We start from the raw sequence: 15914 nt of genomic DNA, 5'->3' as shown, positions 1-15914 counted from the left end.
AGCAGACGACATGTCTCACCTTCTCGACTCCGTCGACAGCGCTTCGCTGCGCAGCGACATCCCGGCCTTCCGCCCGGGTGACACCGTCAACGTCCACGTGCGCGTCATCGAGGGCAACCGCTCCCGTGTGCAGCAGTTCAAGGGTGTTGTCATCCGCCGCCAGGGCGCCGGTGTCCGCGAGACCTTCACGGTCCGCAAGGTCTCGTTCTCCGTCGGCGTCGAGCGCACCTTCCCGGTGCACACCCCGATCGTCGAGAAGATCGAGCTCGTCACCCGCGGTGACGTCCGTCGCGCCAAGCTGTACTACCTCCGTGAGCTGCGCGGCAAGGCCGCGAAGATCAAGGAGAAGCGCGACAACTGAGTCAGCGCACGGCGTCCTGATCCGGCCGGATAACATCTGGCCGCGATGGACACCGAAGCACAGCACGTGGAACGCGACCGTTCCTCCCGCCCATCTGTGTCCGAGGAGATCTCGGACACAGAGGGTTCGGAGGGGCGGTCGCGTTCTGCGTTGGTACAGCGGCTCGCCGACCGTCTCCCGGGCGGGCGCATCACTCTCACCCTGCTGGTCTGCCTGCTGTTTCTCTTTCTCCTGGGCACCTTCGTCGTGCAGCCGTTCGAGATTCCCAGCAGTTCCATGCAGCCGGGATTGAGGATCGGGGACCGCGTTCTCGTAAATAAGTTGGCGTACCGTTTCGGTGCCGAGCCGCAGCGGGGCGATGTCGTGGTGTTCGACGGTACGGGGTATTTCGGTGATGCCGACTACGTCAAGCGTGTGGTCGGTGTGGGCGGCGACCATGTGGTCTGCTGCGACAAGGAGGGGAGGGTGGCGGTGAACGGCCGGTCGGTCGACGAGACGGCGTTCCTGTACGCGGGGGACCGCCCGTCCGGTGTGCCATTCGACGTCGTCGTGCCCGACGGCACTCTCTTCCTGCTCGGCGACCACCGCGACGACTCCAGCGACTCCCGCGACCGTCTGGGCTCGCCGGGCGGCGGGATGGTCCCGGTGGAGCAGGTGATCGGCAGAGCCGACTGGATCGCCTGGCCCGCCGGTCACTGGACCCGGCTGGAGCGACCCGACGCCTACGCGCGCGTGCCCGCCGCGGACGGTGCCCATGGGTAATCGCGGCAAACCGCGCGGAGCCCCCAGCACCGCCGCCGACAATCTGCTGCCCACCGGCTCCCGGCGGGCCGGCGGCGCCGCCCGCCCCGGCCGGGCCGAGCGGCGCAAGCTCGCCCGCAAGGTCAAGCGGCGCAGACGCCGTTCCGCGATCAAGGAGATCCCCCTCCTCATAGGCGTAGCGGTGCTGATCGCGCTGGTGCTGAAGACGTTCCTGGTGCAGGCCTTCGTGATCCCGTCGGGCTCCATGGAGAACACCATCCAGATCGGCGACCGGGTCCTCGTCGACAAGCTCACCCCCTGGTTCGGTTCCAAGCCGCAACGCGGTGACGTGGTCGTCTTCCAGGACCCGGGGAACTGGCTCGCGGGCGAGAAGACCACCCCGAAGAACGACCCCGTCGTCGTCAAGCAGGTCAAGGAGGGCCTGACCTTCATCGGCCTGCTGCCCTCGGACAACGACAAGGACCTGATCAAGCGGGTTGTCGCGGTCGGCGGCGACACGGTCAAGTGCTGTGACGCGCAGGGCAGGGTGACCGTCAACGGGACGCCCCTGGAGGAGCCCTATATCCACCCGGGCAACAAACCGTCGGCGTTCGACTTCGAGATGACCGTGCCCCAGGGACGCCTGTGGGTCATGGGGGACCACCGCGCCAACTCCGCCGACTCCCGCTACCACCGCTCCGACAAATACGGCGGCACCGTCTCGGAGGACTCCGTCGTCGGCCGCGCCATGGTCATCGCCTGGCCGCTCGGCCACTGGACCCGGCTGAAGGAACCGGACACGTATGCCTCCGTGTCCACAGGGTCGGCCACCGCTCTCGGCCCGTCGCATAGGGTGGCGTCCGCGGATCGATACGGATTGATCCCCCTCCCGAGCCCTGCGGAACTCCCGCTCGTTATGGGAGTGGTGGGCCTGCGCCGGATGCGGCGCGGGCGGCGGCACGGACTGAGGAGTGGATGTGGGGGATTTGGCGGTCGGCGCACGATCCGGACACGAAGGCCCGGAAGAGCGGCCGGAGCGGGACGGCGACGCGGCTCCCCCCGCGGTGGAGCACGGCGCCGGCGCCGGCCCGGACTCCGCGAGTGAGCCCGTCGGTGCCGGGGACGGCCCGCCGCGGGCCGGGCGGGACGGCGAGGAGCCCAAGGGGGCCAAGGACCCGAAGAAGCAGCGGTCGTTCTGGAAGGAACTGCCGCTCCTCGTCGGCATCGCGCTGGTGCTCGCCCTGTTGATCAAGACCTTCCTGGTCCAGGCGTTCTCGATCCCCTCGGACTCGATGCAGAACACCCTGCAACAGGGCGACCGGGTGCTGGTCGACAAGCTGACCCCGTGGTTCGGCTCGGAGCCCGAGCGCGGCGAGGTCGTCGTCTTCCACGACCCCGACGAGTGGCTGGCGGGCGAGCCCACGCCGAACCCGAACGCCCTGCAGACGGCCCTGAGCTGGATCGGCCTGATGCCGTCCGCCGAGGAGAAGGACCTGATCAAGCGGGTCGTCGGCGTCGCGGGCGACACCATCCAGTGCGAGGGCTCGGGCCCGCTGAAGGTCAACGGCAAGGCGCTGAACGAGCCGTACGTCTACGCGGGGAACACCCCGTGCAGCGTCGACGACCAGGGCGGCCAGTTCAAGGTGACCGTGCCCAAGGGCAAGATCTGGGTGATGGGCGACCACCGGCAGAACTCGCTGGACTCCCGCTACCACCAGCAGGACAAGAACGACGGCTTCGTGCCGGTCGGCAACGTGGTGGGCCGCGCCGTCGTGATCGCCTGGCCGCCCACCCGGTGGAACACGCTGCCGGTGCCCGACACCTTCGACCAGAACCTGAGCGCGGCCGCTCCGGGCGCCCTCGGACTGGCCGGCGCGGTGCCGCTGGTGCTGTGGCGCCGGCGGCGGACGAACGCCGTCAACACCAGGGTTACCGGGCGCGGTACCGCCGGGTAGGGTGCCGTCCCAGATCGCCGATCTTCCGCGGCCCGCGCCCCGGGCCGCGACAGGTCGAATCTCCGAGCTGGGGAGCACTGGGATGAGCAGCACGACAGGCCGTACGGACGAGGGCCGCGGACGGCTCGGCAGCACGCTGTCGGGATTGGCCGTGGCCCTCGGCTGTGTGCTCTTCCTCGGTGGGTTCGTCTGGGGCGCCATCGTCTATCAGCCGTACACGGTGCCGACCGAGTCCATGTCTCCGACCATCGCCGCCGGAGACCGCATCCTGGCCGAGCGGATCGACGGCGGTGAGGTCAAGCGCGGTGACGTCGTCGTGTTCCAGCAGAAGTCCTGGGGCGACATGCTGATGGTCAAGCGGGTCGTCGCGGTCGGCGGCGACACGGTCGCCTGCTGCACCGACGACAAGCTGAGCGTCAATGGCAAGAAGATCGACGAACCGTATCTGCCCGAGGGGCAGGCGGCCGAGTCGAAGAAGATCCCGACCGTCACGGTCCCCGAGGGGCGGCTGTTCCTGCTCGGTGACGAGCGCAGCGGTTCGCTGGACTCCACGGCCCACCTCACCGAGGCTGGCAGCGGCTCGGTGCCGCGCAGCGCCGTGCAGGGCAGGGTGGAGGCCGTGGCCTGGCCCATGAACGGCTCCCTGGAGCGCCCGACGGGCTTCGAGGCCCTGGGCGCGATCTCCTCGCCGGGCCCGCTGCGGCTGATCCTGGCGGCCGTGGTGATCGGCGCGGTGCTGGTCCTCGGCGGCGCCGCCTACGGTCCCATCGCCAAGCGTGCGAGCCGTCGCGGGTCGGCGCGGACGGAGCCCGCCGGTGCCCGCTGACACGTCCTACGACGGAGGGGCACGGGAGGCGCGGCAGGACGGGCTCCGGCAGGACGCGCTGCGGAAGGTCGCCCGGGTAGTGCTCCTCGACCCCGAGGAGCGCATCCTGCTGTTGCACGGCCACGAGCCGGAGAACCCCGCCGACGACTGGTGGTTCACGCCCGGCGGTGGCCTGGAGGGCGACGAGACGCACGAGGAGGCCGCGCTGCGGGAGCTCACGGAGGAGACCGGCATCACCGAGGTCGACCTCGGCCCGGTGCTGTGGCGGCGGACGTGTTCCTTCCCGTTCGCCGGGCGCCGCTGGGACCAGGACGAGTGGTACTTCCTGGCCCGTACGACGCAGACCGCGGTCGCCGCCGCCGGGCTGACGGAGCTGGAGCGGCGCAGCGTCGCCGGAGCGCGCTGGTGGACGTGCCGGGAACTGACCGAGGCACATGAGACGGTGTATCCGACCAGACTCGCCGGGCTGCTGCGCAGGCTGCTCGACGAGGGTCCTCCGGCCAGGCCCGAGGTTCTCGACACGGAAATCGTCTAGGGGCTCGCGGGGCTGGCGCACAATAGGGGGACGCACGGCTGAAGGGGAACATGCCATGAGCGCCGAGGACCTCGAGAAGTACGAGACCGAGATGGAGCTGAAGCTCTACCGGGAGTACCGCGACGTCGTCGGTCTGTTCAAATACGTGATCGAGACCGAGCGGCGCTTCTACCTCACCAATGACTACGAGATGCAGGTGCACTCTGTCCAGGGCGAGGTGTTCTTCGAGGTGTCCATGGCGGACGCCTGGGTCTGGGACATGTACCGGCCGGCTCGATTCGTCAAGCAGGTACGGGTCCTCACGTTCAAGGACGTGAACATCGAGGAGCTGAACAAGAGCGATCTCGAGCTGCCGGGCGGCTGAGCGGCACTGAGTCACTCGTGTGAGTGGCGCGGTTTTCCACAACGGGACCGCTGTCCACCAAGATCCAACAGCGGATCGCTCCGGCCTCACTGTGGGGGCCGGAGGTGGTGCCGACATGAACGCACGCAGTGCACTCGGCAAGTACGGCGAGGAGCTGGCCGTCCGGCGGCTGACCGGCGCAGGCCTGACGGTCCTGGCGCGCAACTGGCGCGGTGGCAGGACCGGCGAGATCGACATCGTGGCCCGGGACGGCGAGACGCTCGTCGTCTGCGAGGTCAAGACCCGCAGCGGCGGAGCGTACGAGCATCCGATGGCGGCGGTGACGCCGGCCAAGGCGGAGCGATTGCGGGGCCTGGCCGAGCGCTGGGTGCAGGAACACGGCGGCGCACCACCCGGCGGCGTCCGCATCGACCTCGTCGGCGTCCTCGTACCGGAGCGCGGCGCCCCCGTCGTGGAGCATGCGCGGGGGGTGGCCTGAATGGCGTTCGCGCGTACGTGTGCGGTGGCCCTGGTCGGGGTCGAGGGCGTCGTCGTGGAGGTCCAGGCGGACCTGGAGCCCGGCGTCGCGGCCTTCACCCTGGTCGGCCTCCCCGACAAGAGCCTCACGGAGAGCCGCGACCGGGTCAGGGCCGCGATGGTCAACTCGGGCGCGGAGTGGCCCCAGAAGAAGCTCACGGTGGGACTGAGCCCGGCCTCGGTGCCCAAGGGCGGATCCGGCTTCGATCTGGCGGTGGCCTGTGCGGTCCTCGGGGCCTCGGAGCGGATCGACCCCCGGGCCCTCGCGGACATCGTGATGATCGGCGAGCTCGGGCTCGACGGACGCGTCAGGCCGGTCCGGGGCGTTCTGCCCGCCGTCCTCGCCGCCGCGGACGCCGGGTACGAGCAGGTGGTGGTGCCCGAGAGCGCGGCGGCGGAGGCGTCCTTGGTGCCCGGCGTCTCCGTGCTCGGGGTACGCAGCCTGCGCCAGCTCATCGCCGTGCTCACCGACGAACCGGTGCCCGAGGAGGAGCCGGACGACCAGAGCCGCCCCGACCCGCTGCTCGCGGGGCTGCGGGTACCGGGCACCGGAGAGGCCACCGGACTGTGCGCTCTGTCGGGACCCGAGCACGACCAGGGGCACGACCTCGCGGACGTGGTCGGCCAGTTGTCGGCGCGCACGGCGTTGGAGGTCGCCGCGGCGGGCGGCCACCACGTGTTCTTGCAAGGCCCGCCGGGCGCCGGGAAGACGATGCTCGCCGAGCGGATGCCGGCCGTCCTGCCGCGGCTCACCCGGCAGGAGTCGCTGGAGGTGACCGCGATCCACTCGGTCGCGGGTCTGCTCCCGCCGGGCAAGCCCCTCGTCGACGTCCCGCCCTACTGCGCGCCGCACCACTCCGCCACGATGCAGGCGCTGGTCGGCGGCGGCCGGGGGCTGGCCCGGCCCGGTGCGGTCTCGCTGTCACACAGGGGTGTGCTCTTTTTGGATGAAGCACCCGAATTCAGTGGTTTCACGCTGGATGCCCTGCGTCAGCCGCTCGAAGCGGGGCATGTCGTGATCGCGCGGAGCGCGGGTGTGGTGCGCTTCCCGGCCAAGTTCCTCATGGTGCTCGCCGCCAACCCCTGCCCCTGCGGCCGCTTCAGCCTGGGGCACGACTTCTGCGAGTGCCCGCCCTCCGCCGTCCGCCGCTACCAGGCCAGGCTGTCCGGACCGCTGCTCGACCGGGTCGACCTGCGGGTCGAGGTGGAGCCGGTCACCCGTGCCGAGCTGACGGCGACCGGGGCCCGCGGCGAGTCGACGCGCACCGTCGCCGACCGGGTACGCGCCGCCCGCGAGCGGGCGGCCCGGCGTCTCGCGGAGACGCCCTGGCACACCAACAGCGAAGTCCCGGGCCGGGAGCTGCGCAGCCGGTGGCAGGCCGTCCCCGGAGCGATGTACGAGGCCGAGCGCGGCCTGGAGCGCGGGGTGCTGACCGCGCGCGGCCTGGACCGCGTCCTGCGCGTGGCGTGGACCGTCGCCGATCTGTCGGGGCACGACCGGCCGGACGCGGGCGACGTCGCCCTGGCACTGCAACTGCGCACCGGCGTGCCCAGGGGCGTGCCCATGACGATCGGCGCACCGGCATGACGGACGGCGAGCGGCTGGCACGGGTCGTGCTCGCCCGCGTCCTCGAACCGGGGGACGAGATCGGCGGGCGCTGGGTGCGCGAGCTCGGGGCCGAGGAAGTGGCCCGGCGGCTGACACGGGGCGGCGATCGGCTGCCCGGGGTGAGCGAGACGCGCTGGAAGGGGCTGCGCGGACGCGCCGCGCTGGCCCGGCCGGAGCGTGACCTGACGCAGGCGCGGGACGCCGGGGCGAGATACGTGTGCCCCGGCGACGGCGAATGGCCCGCGCAGCTGGACACCCTGGGGGACGGCCGGCCGATCGGACTGTGGGTGCGCGGGCGGCCCAGCCTGCGGATGTGGGCCCTGCGGTCCGTCGCGGTCGTCGGCGCGCGGGCGTGCAGCGAGTACGGCGCACACATGGCGGCCACCCTCGGCGCGGGACTCGCCGAGCGTGGCTGGGTCGTCGTCTCCGGCGGCGCGTACGGAGTGGACGGGGCGGCGCACCGGGGCGCGCTCGGCGCGGGCGGTGCCACTGTCGCCGTCCTGGCCTGCGGCGTGGACCGGCCCTACCCGCGCGGGCACACGCAGCTCATCGGCAGGATCGCCGAGCAGGGGCTCGTGGTCGGTGAGCTGCCGCCCGGGGACCATCCGACGCCGAGCAGATTCCTCCAGCGGAACAGGGTCATCGCCGCGCTCACCCGGGGCACCGTCGTCGTCGAGGCCGCGTACCGCAGCGGGGCGCTCGTCACGGCCCGCGCGGCGCAGCGTCTCGGCCGGTTCGCCATGGGGGTGCCCGGACCCGCCACCAGCGCGCTCTCGGCCGGGGTGCACGAACTGCTGCGCGGCGGGGCGGTCCTCGTCACCGACGCGGCGGAGATCGGCGAGCTGGTCGGCGAGATCGGCGAGCTGGCCCCGGGCCGGCACGGTCCGGTGCTGCCGCGCGACCTGCTGGAGCCGGGCACCGCACGGGTGCTGTCCGCGCTGCCCGGGCGTGGCGTGGTCGGCGCGGACCGGATCGCGCTGGGCGCGGGCACGACCGAGGACGACGCGGTCGGGCGGCTGTACGAACTCCGAGCACTTGGTTTCGTCGAACGACACGGCGATGGCTGGAAGTTGACACGCCAAGGAGATGATCTCCAGTCGTAAAGGTCACCGTCGGTGTTGATCAAGGGCGTTCGGCCGTCCGGGCGATCCCGACAGCCGTGGCAGTGGCGGCAGTTGGCCCTCGGTGCTGATCACTCAGGGCGACGGGCGGCGCTCCGCGGAGCGCCCCGGGATACGTGTGCGCGTGCGGGTGACAGCCAGCCCTTCGCGCACTGCAACAGTCCAGTCACGCTACGCTCACAAAGATTCCGACGCAGACAGGCAACTCGACATCAGACAGACAGCTCACCCAGGCCCTCCCGATTCACGGCAGAACGGCACAAGGCGACGAATGCCTCAGCACACCTCCGGGTACGACCGGGCGGCAGTTCCCCCCGCCGCCCGTGGCGGCGTGCGTCCGCCCGCTCCCTCGACGCTCGAGGAGTTGTGGCGGTCGTACAAGGCGACCGGGGACGAGCTGCTGCGGGAGCAGCTGATTCTGCATTACTCGCCCCTGGTGAAGTACGTGGCGGGACGGGTCAGCGTAGGACTTCCGGCCAATGTGGAGCAGGCCGACTTCGTCTCGTCGGGGGTGTTCGGGCTGATCGACGCGATCGAGAAGTTCGACATCGAGCGTGAGATCAAGTTCGAGACGTACGCGATCACGCGGATCCGGGGCGCGATGATCGACGAGCTGCGCGCGCTCGACTGGATCCCGAGGTCGGTGCGGCAGAAGGCGCGCAGTGTCGAGCGGGCGTACGCCACCCTGGAGGCGCGGCTCAGGCGTACGCCGTCCGAGGGCGAGGTGGCCTCGGAGATGGGCATCCCGGTCGACGACCTGCACGCCGTTTTCAGCCAGTTGTCCCTGGCCAACGTGGTGGCCCTGGAGGAGCTGCTGCACGTCGGGGGTGAGGGCGGGGACCGGCTGAGCCTGATGGACACGCTCGAGGACACCGCGGCCGACAATCCCGTGGAGGTCGCCGAGGACCGGGAGCTGCGGCGGTTCCTGGCGCGGGCGATCAACACCCTGCCCGAGCGGGAGAAGACCGTGGTCACGCTCTACTACTACGAGGGCCTCACGCTCGCCGAGATCGGCAATGTCCTCGGGGTCACCGAGAGCCGGGTGAGCCAGATCCACACGAAGTCCGTGCTTCAGCTACGGGCGAAGCTGGCGAGCTTCGGCCGCTGAGGCCGGCGGGGATCGCCGACAGGCATCGACAGGCATCGACAGGCATCGACAGGGATTCAAGGACCGGGGTCGGGGCCGGCGGGGCGTGGTGGTGCCGTGGCGGGCGGGCGAAGAGGCTGGTCGGCCGGGTGGTCGACCGAGTGGCCGGAGCGGTGGGCCGGGGTTCGCCGGTGACCGGCTTCGGGCTTGTGCGACCGGCCGGGTGGGCAGACCGACTCCCGCCCGCGCCGGTCCGTCCGTAGAGTGGTTGACGTGCCAAGGATTCGAGCGGCCTCCGTGGCCGAGCACCGGTCGATGCAGCGAGCCGCCCTGCTGGACGCGGCGCGGTCGCTGCTGTCCGAGGGTGGTACGGAAGCGCTGACCTTCCCGGCTCTCGCCGAGCGAACGGGCCTGGCCCGGTCCTCCGTGTACGAGTACTTCCGCTCGCGGGCAGCCGTGGTGGAAGAGCTCTGCGAGGTGGACTTCCCGGTCTGGGCGGCCGAGGTCGAGGCCGCGATGGCGGCGGTGGACCGGCCCGCCGACAAGGTCGAGGCGTACGTGCGCAGCCAGCTCGCGCTGGTCGGCGACCGGCGGCACCGGGCCGTGGTCGCCATCTCCGCGAGCGAGCTGGACGCCGGTGCCCGCGAAAAGATCCGCGCGGCGCACGGCGGGCTCGTCGCGATGATCGTCGAGGCGCTGGGCGTCATGGGCCACGCGGAGCCGCGGCTGGCGGCGATGCTGCTCCAGGGGATCGTGGACGCCGCGGTGCGCAGGATCGAGCTCGGCGCCGCGGAGCATCCCGAAGCGATCACCGAAGCGGCCGTCGCCATGGCCCTGCGAGGGGTCCAGGGCTGACACCCGCGACCCCGCAGCGCTGGTCAGGGGCCGCTGCTCAGAGTCGTGCCCGGCATGCCGGGACGGCGTCCCCGGCCGGGTGGGGCTCAGGGTGGTGGCACGTCCATTACCGGCAGCAGCCTGGAAGGTCCCCGGCCCAGCAGCCACGGCGGGAGCAGTGAGAGCGGGTCGAGGTAGGTCCGTCCTCTGAGCAGGCCCCAGTGCAGGCACGACGCGGGGCAGTGGGAAGCGGCCGGTTCGAGGGTGCCCAGGATGTCGCCCGCGGCGACCGTGGCGCCCTTGCGGACCGAGGCCCGGACCGGTGTGTAGGTCGTCCGCAGAGGTGGCTCGCCCGTGCCCGACAGCTCCACCGAGACCGTTCCCCGTCCCGCGACCCGGCCCGCGAAGGACACCCGGCCCGGGGCGACCGCCCGTACCGGCGTGCCGGGAGCAGCGGCCAGGTCCACGCCCCGGTGCCCACGACCGTACGCCGTCGCCGGGGGCTCCCAGCCGCGGACGACCCGGGGGCGCACCCCGACGGGCCAGACACGGCCGACGGCCGGCACGGGGGCGCCGGGGTCCGGCGGTACCGGGGCATGGGCGTCCGGCGGTCCCGGGGCGGGGACCCCCGTCGCACGGGCTGTCGGCGCCGGCGCAGTCGCACCGGCCGTCGGCGGCGGTGACACCGTCGCGTCAGCCGTCGCGGGCGCAGGCGCCGGTCCGGTCGCCTCCGCCGCCCGTGCGATGCCAGGCGGCGGGAACGGAGCCGGCAGTGTCAGGGGCACCAGCAGCACGGCCGCCGTCACGAGCACCGCCAGGACACGCACCGGTACGGACAGCGGACCCCTCATCGCCCCCGGCGCAGGACCCCGCGGTGGTGGGTGCCGATCACGTACACGTCGTTTCGTTCGCATGCGAGAACCGTGCCGCAAAAGGGCCGTCGCGGCCGGGGCCTGTGGAGTACTCACCGGTTGTGGACAGCGGCGTCACCCGGCGCCTCGCGGGTCCCGTACACTTCTTGTGGCGATCCGGGTCACCGGGTCGACTTCGCACGCCCCGACATCAGGTCCACGTCGTACGACGCAAACCGATGTCAGCGCCCCTCGGTCCCTAGTGGCAAGGCGCACAGCGGGCGTCAGGCGCGAGTGCCGTCCGGCACACGCGGCACAACCGAGAAACCCAAGGAGAACGGCCATGGCCGTCGTCACGATGCGGGAGCTGCTGGAGAGCGGCGTCCACTTCGGTCACCAGACCCGTCGCTGGAACCCGAAGATGAAGCGCTTCATCTTCACCGAGCGCAACGGCATCTACATCATCGACCTGCTCCAGTCGCTGTCGTACATCGACCGCGCCTACGAGTTCGTCAAGGAGACCGTCGCCCACGGCGGCACGGTCATGTTCGTCGGCACGAAGAAGCAGGCGCAGGAGGCCATCGCCGAGCAGGCCACCCGCGTCGGCATGCCCTACGTCAACCAGCGCTGGCTGGGCGGCATGCTCACCAACTTCTCGACCGTCTACAAGCGTCTGCAGCGCCTCAAGGAGCTCGAGCAGATCGACTTCGAGGACGTCGCCGCTTCCGGTCTGACCAAGAAGGAGCTTCTCGTGCTCTCGCGCGAGAAGGCCAAGCTGGAGAAGACCCTCGGTGGTATCCGCGAGATGCAGAAGGTGCCCAGCGCCGTCTGGATCGTGGACACCAAGAAGGAGCACATCGCGGTCGGCGAGGCCCGGAAGCTCAACATCCCGGTCGTCGCCATCCTCGACACCAACTGCGACCCCGACGAGGTCGACTACAAGATCCCGGGCAACGACGACGCGATCCGCTCCGTCACCCTGCTCACCCGCGTGATCGCCGACGCCGTCGCCGAGGGCCTCATCGCCCGCTCCGGCGCCGGCAAGGCCGAGGGTGACAAGGCCGCGGGCGAGCCGCTCGCCGCGTGGGAGCGCGACCTGCTCGAGGGCGAGAAGAAGGCGGAGTCCGAGGACGCCGCCGAGAAGCCGGCCGAGGCCCCCGCCGCCGAGGCTCCGGCCGCTGAGGCCCCCGCCGCCGAGGCCCCCGCCACGGAGGCCCCGGCCGCCGAGGCTCCCGCCGCGGACGCCGAGCAGGCCTGACCCTCACCCCTTCGGGTTCCAGAACGGCGGGGGCACACCGAGCCCCCGCCGTTCGGCCCGTTGATCTTCAGACTTCGAGAGAGATTCCAGGAATCATGGCGAACTACACCGCCGCCGACGTCAAGAAGCTCCGTGAGCTCACCGGCGCCGGCATGATGGACTGCAAGAAGGCCCTGGACGAGGCCGAGGGCAGCGTCGACAAGGCCGTCGAGGCGCTCCGCATCAAGGGCCAGAAGGGCGTCGCCAAGCGCGAGGGCCGCTCCGCCGAGAACGGCGCCGTGGTCTCCCTCATCGCCGACGACAACACCTCCGGTGTCCTGGTCGAGCTGAAGTGCGAGACGGACTTCGTCGCCAAGGGCGAGAAGTTCCAGTCCGTCGCCAACCAGATCGCCCAGCACGTCGCCGCCACCTCCCCGGCCGACCTCGAGGCGCTGCTCGCCTCCGAGATCGAGGCCGGCAAGACGGTCCAGGCGTTCGTCGACGAGGCCAACGCCAACCTGGGCGAGAAGATCGTCCTGGACCGCTTCGCCCAGTTCTCCGGCGCGTACGTCACCGCGTACATGCACCGCACCATGCCCGACCTGCCCCCGCAGATCGGTGTCCTGGTCGAGCTGGACAAGGCCGACGCCGACCTCGCCAAGGGCATCGCCCAGCACATCGCCGCCTTCGCGCCGAAGTACCTCTCCCGCGAGGACGTCCCGGCCGAGGTCGTCGAGTCCGAGCGCCGTGTCGCCGAGGAGACCACCCGCGCCGAGGGCAAGCCCGAGGCCGCGCTCCCGAAGATCGTCGAGGGTCGCGTCAACGGCTTCTTCAAGGAGGCCACCCTCCTCGGCCAGCCCTACGCGCTGGACAACAAGAAGTCCGTCCAGAAGGTTCTGGAGGAGGCCGGTGCCACCCTGAAGCGCTTCACGCGCATCAAGGTCGGCATCTGAGTCCGTACCGCGATCGACGTTCGACCCCGCTAGGGTCGACAGCAGTCGTCCGCGTACGCCGGCACCCACGCGCGCGTGCCGGGCGACAGCAGATCTGACAGGGAGGCCATTGCCGAGCATGGGATGCGAACGACACCCCACCGGCAATGGCCTTCTTTGTATGTGTGCCAAGTAAAAGAGGCGAGTTCTCCATGACCACCAAGGCCGACAAGAGCGACGACGGCAAAGTACGCGGTCGCTTCCTGCTGAAGCTCTCCGGAGAGGCGTTCTCCGGCGGCGGGGGACTGGGCGTCGATCCCGACGTGGTGCACGCCATCGCCCGCGAGATCGCGGCCGTCGTGCGCGACGGCTCCGAGATCGCCGTCGTCATCGGCGGCGGCAACTTCTTCCGCGGCGCCGAACTCCAGCAGCGTGGCATGGACCGGGCCCGCTCCGACTACATGGGCATGCTCGGCACGGTCATGAACTGCCTCGCCCTCCAGGACTTCCTGGAGAAGGAGGGCATCGACAGCCGCGTACAGACGGCCATCACCATGGGGCAGGTCGCCGAGCCGTACATCCCGCTGCGGGCCGTCCGGCACCTCGAGAAGGGCCGTGTGGTCATCTTCGGTGCCGGTATGGGCATGCCGTACTTCTCCACGGACACCACCGCCGCGCAGCGCGCCCTGGAGATCGACGCCGAGGCCCTGCTGATGGGCAAGAACGGTGTGGACGGGGTCTACGACTCCGACCCGAAGACCAACCCCGGGGCCGTCAAGTTCGATGCGCTGAACTACGGCGAGGTCATCACCCGGGACCTCAAGGTCGCCGACATGACCGCGATCACCCTGTGCCGTGACAACAAGCTCCCCATCCTGGTGTTCGAGCTCCTTGCGGAGGGCAATATCGCACGGGCCGTCAAGGGTGAGAAGATCGGCACACTCGTGGGTGACCAGGACGGCCGGGCCTGACCGGGTACGGACCCTGACCGGGGGATGGACAATGTCCTGCCGGTCCGGAACCGTGCAGGAATAAGACGCGACGCAGCCGGCCGCCGACCCCGACGAGGAACAGCTGCCGGGCCTACTCAAGACACGCAGGAGCAAGTGGTGATCGAAGAGACCCTCCTCGAAGCCGAGGAGAAGATGGAGAAGGCCGTCGTGGTCGCCAAGGAGGACTTCGCCGCGATCCGCACCGGTCGTGCGCACCCGGCGATGTTCAACAAGATCGTGGCCGACTACTACGGCGCGCTGACGCCGATCAACCAGCTGGCCTCGTTCTCGGTGCCGGAGCCCCGGATGGCCGTGGTGACGCCGTTCGACAAGAGCGCGCTGCGCAACATCGAGCAGGCGATCCGCGACTCCGACCTGGGCGTCAACCCCAGCAACGACGGAAACATCATCCGGGTGGTGTTCCCCGAGCTGACCGAGGAGCGCCGCAAGGACTACATCAAGGTCGCCAAGACCAAGGGCGAGGACGCCAAGGTCTCGATCCGCTCCGTACGCCGCAAGGCCAAGGACGCCATCGACAAGCTCGTCAAGGACGGCGAGGTCGGCGAGGACGAGGGCCGCCGTGCGGAGAAGGAACTCGACGACACCACCGCGAAGTACGTCGCCCAGGTGGACGAGCTCCTCAAGCACAAGGAAGCGGAGCTGCTCGAGGTCTGATGAACGACTCTTCCTGGGGGGCGCCGCCGCAAGCCGGGTACTGGGGGCCGTCCGACCAAGGACCTGTCCAGGGGGCAGCCCCGGCGGGTCCCGCATACGATGCGCATGACGCCCAGCAGACTCGCCCCATGCCCATCGTGCCCGACGTACCCGCACATGGCGGAGACCAGGATGACGACCGGGGGGCCGCTCGGCCGGGCGGCCCCTCGTTCCGCGACGGCGAACCGCCGGCGGCGCCCTACGGGGAGCCCTCGCACAACCCGCCGCAGCAGAGTCCGCAGCACACGCAGAGCCCGCCGCATCCGCAGGCTCCGCACCACGCGCAGAGTCCGCACCACCCGCAGGCTCCGCACCTCTCGCAGAGTCCGCAGGAGCCCATGCCCAGCGCCCAGCCGTCAGCGCCCGCACCGCAGAAGAAGACCGCGGGCCGCGACCTCGGCGCGGCCATAGGGGTCGGTGTCGGACTCGGTGTGGTGATCATCGCGTCGCTGTTCGTCGTCAAGGCCGTGTTCGTCGGCGTGGTCGCGGTCGCCGTGGTGGTGGGCCTGTGGGAGCTCACGTCGCGGCTGGCCGAGCGCAAGAGCATCAAGGCGCCGCTCGTGCCGCTGGCGATCGGCGGCGCGGCGATGGTCGTCGCCGGGTACGTGCGGGGCTCCGAGGGCGCCTGGGTGGCGATGGCGCTGACCGCGCTGGCCGTCCTCGTCTGGCGCATGACGGAACCGCCGGAGGGCTACCTCAAGGACGTCACCGCCGGCCTCTTCGCGGCCTTCTACGTGCCGTTCCTGGCCACGTTCGTCGCGATGATGCTCACCGCGGACGACGGTCCCTGGCGGGTCCTGGTCTTCCTGCTGCTCACGGTGGTCAGCGACACCGGTGCGTACGCCGTCGGCTGGCGTTTCGGCAAGCGCAAGCTGGCTCCGCGGATCAGCCCCGGCAAGACCCGCGAGGGCCTGCTCGGCGCGGTCGCCTTCGCGATGGTGGCGGGCGCGCTGTGCATGCAGTTCCTGATCGACGGCGGCACCTGGTGGCAGGGTCTGCTCCTCGGCCTCGCGGTCGCGGTCAGCGCCACGCTCGGTGACCTCGGCGAGTCCATGATCAAGCGGGACCTCGGGATCAAGGACATGGGCACGCTGCTGCCCGGGCACGGCGGCATCATGGACCGCCTCGACTCACTGCTGCCGACGGCGCCGGTGGTGTGGCTGCTGCTGGTGGTGTTCGTCGGGTCGGGTTGACCGACCAGTGCCACCCGTCCTGCCCGCCGAATCGCCTTACCTGCTT

18 protein-coding genes are annotated in these 15914 nt (G+C 70.8%); 17 read left to right on the top strand and 1 reads right to left on the bottom strand.

The genetic code is table 11. From position 1 onward, the window contains the following. Positions 1-10: 10 nt before the first annotated feature. The 12 genes from rplS to ACFV6E_RS19610 all read left to right on the top strand — a co-directional run bounded on the left by rplS (position 11) and on the right by ACFV6E_RS19610 (position 9970). Positions 11-361 carry a 50S ribosomal protein L19 gene (gene rplS / locus ACFV6E_RS19665; protein WP_013000407.1) on the top strand — a complete coding sequence of 117 codons (351 nt, stop codon included), beginning with the start codon at positions 11-13 and terminating at the stop codon, positions 359-361. A gap of 45 nt (positions 362-406) precedes the next feature. Continuing rightward, positions 407-1123: a signal peptidase I gene (gene lepB / locus ACFV6E_RS19660; protein ID WP_385463049.1), complete on the top strand. Its 717-nt coding sequence runs from the start codon at positions 407-409 to the stop codon at positions 1121-1123. Then, positions 1116-2207, top strand: coding sequence for a signal peptidase I (lepB, locus tag ACFV6E_RS19655; protein ID WP_385162584.1), 1092 nt, complete (start codon positions 1116-1118; stop codon positions 2205-2207). Before lepB (ACFV6E_RS19660) ends, lepB (ACFV6E_RS19655) begins: the two co-directional genes overlap by 8 nt. Then, entirely contained in the window at positions 2089-3057 is a 969-nt protein-coding gene (gene lepB / locus ACFV6E_RS19650) for a signal peptidase I (RefSeq protein ID WP_385162655.1), read from the top strand. Before lepB (ACFV6E_RS19655) ends, lepB (ACFV6E_RS19650) begins: the two co-directional genes overlap by 119 nt. 82 nt (positions 3058-3139) lie before the next feature. Continuing rightward, positions 3140-3883: a signal peptidase I gene (gene lepB / locus ACFV6E_RS19645; RefSeq protein WP_385162585.1), complete on the top strand. Its 744-nt coding sequence runs from the start codon at positions 3140-3142 to the stop codon at positions 3881-3883. After that, entirely contained in the window at positions 3873-4418 is a 546-nt protein-coding gene (locus ACFV6E_RS19640; protein WP_385463046.1) for an NUDIX hydrolase, read from the top strand. Before lepB (ACFV6E_RS19645) ends, ACFV6E_RS19640 begins: the two co-directional genes overlap by 11 nt. A 55-nt stretch (positions 4419-4473) precedes the next feature. Beyond that, positions 4474-4782 (top strand): DUF2469 domain-containing protein, encoded by a 309-nt coding sequence (locus ACFV6E_RS19635; protein ID WP_003965949.1) that lies wholly within the window; start codon positions 4474-4476, stop codon positions 4780-4782. A gap of 115 nt (positions 4783-4897) precedes the next feature. Then, positions 4898-5260 carry a YraN family protein gene (locus ACFV6E_RS19630; protein ID WP_385162589.1) on the top strand — a complete coding sequence of 121 codons (363 nt, stop codon included), beginning with the start codon at positions 4898-4900 and terminating at the stop codon, positions 5258-5260. Continuing rightward, on the top strand, positions 5261-6886 hold the full coding sequence (locus ACFV6E_RS19625; RefSeq protein WP_385463043.1) for a YifB family Mg chelatase-like AAA ATPase: 1626 nt from the start codon (positions 5261-5263) through the stop codon (positions 6884-6886). It abuts the gene before it with no gap. Then, positions 6883-8010, top strand: coding sequence for a DNA-processing protein DprA (dprA, locus tag ACFV6E_RS19620; protein WP_385463040.1), 1128 nt, complete (start codon positions 6883-6885; stop codon positions 8008-8010). The genes ACFV6E_RS19625 and dprA overlap by 4 nt, the downstream gene beginning before the upstream one ends. A 289-nt stretch (positions 8011-8299) precedes the next feature. Beyond that, positions 8300-9136 (top strand): RNA polymerase sigma factor WhiG, encoded by an 837-nt coding sequence (gene whiG, locus ACFV6E_RS19615; protein WP_385162594.1) that lies wholly within the window; start codon positions 8300-8302, stop codon positions 9134-9136. Positions 9137-9412: 276 nt separating this feature from the next. Beyond that, complete coding sequence (locus tag ACFV6E_RS19610) at positions 9413-9970, top strand: TetR/AcrR family transcriptional regulator (RefSeq protein WP_385162657.1); 558 nt, start codon at positions 9413-9415, stop codon at positions 9968-9970. A gap of 86 nt (positions 9971-10056) precedes the next feature. Here ACFV6E_RS19610 and ACFV6E_RS19605 read toward each other — a convergent pair whose 3' ends face one another. Further along, positions 10057-10635, bottom strand: a complete 579-nt coding sequence (locus ACFV6E_RS19605) for a murein hydrolase activator EnvC family protein (RefSeq protein WP_385162659.1) — start codon at positions 10633-10635, stop codon at positions 10057-10059. A gap of 508 nt (positions 10636-11143) precedes the next feature. Between ACFV6E_RS19605 and rpsB the strand changes: the two genes are divergently transcribed. The 5 genes from rpsB (at position 11144) to ACFV6E_RS19580 (ending at position 15868) form a co-directional block, all read left to right on the top strand. Next, positions 11144-12058, top strand: coding sequence for a 30S ribosomal protein S2 (gene rpsB, locus ACFV6E_RS19600; protein WP_385463037.1), 915 nt, complete (start codon positions 11144-11146; stop codon positions 12056-12058). 95 nt (positions 12059-12153) lie between these two features. After that, the gene (gene tsf, locus ACFV6E_RS19595; RefSeq protein ID WP_385162597.1) at positions 12154-12990 is read left to right on the top strand and encodes a translation elongation factor Ts; all 837 of its coding nucleotides are present in this window, start codon (positions 12154-12156) and stop codon (positions 12988-12990) included. A 191-nt stretch (positions 12991-13181) separates the two neighbouring features. Continuing rightward, a complete protein-coding gene (gene pyrH / locus ACFV6E_RS19590; protein WP_385162599.1) occupies positions 13182-13940 on the top strand; it encodes a UMP kinase in 759 nt (252 codons plus the stop codon). Between the two features lie 138 nt (positions 13941-14078). After that, positions 14079-14636, top strand: coding sequence for a ribosome recycling factor (frr, locus tag ACFV6E_RS19585; RefSeq protein ID WP_162469747.1), 558 nt, complete (start codon positions 14079-14081; stop codon positions 14634-14636). Beyond that, positions 14636-15868 carry a phosphatidate cytidylyltransferase gene (locus ACFV6E_RS19580; protein WP_385162600.1) on the top strand — a complete coding sequence of 411 codons (1233 nt, stop codon included), beginning with the start codon at positions 14636-14638 and terminating at the stop codon, positions 15866-15868. Before frr ends, ACFV6E_RS19580 begins: the two co-directional genes overlap by 1 nt. The last annotated feature ends 46 nt before the right edge of the window (positions 15869-15914 follow it).

Origin of the sequence: Streptomyces sp. NPDC059785 (assembly GCF_042732375.1) — a bacterium.
Taxonomy (GTDB): domain Bacteria; phylum Actinomycetota; class Actinomycetes; order Streptomycetales; family Streptomycetaceae; genus Streptomyces.
Note: the sequence above shows the minus strand (reverse complement) of the source record. Positions and strands in the feature narration are given on the sequence as shown.

What these genes read in the sequence shown, in the direction of transcription:
- lepB (WP_385463049.1), top strand. Translation starts at nt 407, where the DNA reads ATGGACACCGAAGCACAGCACGTGGAACGCGACCGTTCCTCCCGCCCA.
- tsf (WP_385162597.1), top strand. Translation starts at nt 12,154, where the DNA reads ATGGCGAACTACACCGCCGCCGACGTCAAGAAGCTCCGTGAGCTCACC.
- whiG (WP_385162594.1), top strand. Translation starts at nt 8,300, where the DNA reads ATGCCTCAGCACACCTCCGGGTACGACCGGGCGGCAGTTCCCCCCGCC.
- ACFV6E_RS19580 (WP_385162600.1), top strand. Translation starts at nt 14,636, where the DNA reads ATGAACGACTCTTCCTGGGGGGCGCCGCCGCAAGCCGGGTACTGGGGG.
- dprA (WP_385463040.1), top strand. Translation starts at nt 6,883, where the DNA reads ATGACGGACGGCGAGCGGCTGGCACGGGTCGTGCTCGCCCGCGTCCTC.
- ACFV6E_RS19635 (WP_003965949.1), top strand. Translation starts at nt 4,474, where the DNA reads ATGAGCGCCGAGGACCTCGAGAAGTACGAGACCGAGATGGAGCTGAAG.
- lepB (WP_385162585.1), top strand. Translation starts at nt 3,140, where the DNA reads ATGAGCAGCACGACAGGCCGTACGGACGAGGGCCGCGGACGGCTCGGC.
- lepB (WP_385162584.1), top strand. Translation starts at nt 1,116, where the DNA reads ATGGGTAATCGCGGCAAACCGCGCGGAGCCCCCAGCACCGCCGCCGAC.
- ACFV6E_RS19625 (WP_385463043.1), top strand. Translation starts at nt 5,261, where the DNA reads ATGGCGTTCGCGCGTACGTGTGCGGTGGCCCTGGTCGGGGTCGAGGGC.
- pyrH (WP_385162599.1), top strand. Translation starts at nt 13,182, where the DNA reads ATGACCACCAAGGCCGACAAGAGCGACGACGGCAAAGTACGCGGTCGC.
- rpsB (WP_385463037.1), top strand. Translation starts at nt 11,144, where the DNA reads ATGGCCGTCGTCACGATGCGGGAGCTGCTGGAGAGCGGCGTCCACTTC.
- ACFV6E_RS19630 (WP_385162589.1), top strand. Translation starts at nt 4,898, where the DNA reads ATGAACGCACGCAGTGCACTCGGCAAGTACGGCGAGGAGCTGGCCGTC.
- rplS (WP_013000407.1), top strand. Translation starts at nt 11, where the DNA reads ATGTCTCACCTTCTCGACTCCGTCGACAGCGCTTCGCTGCGCAGCGAC.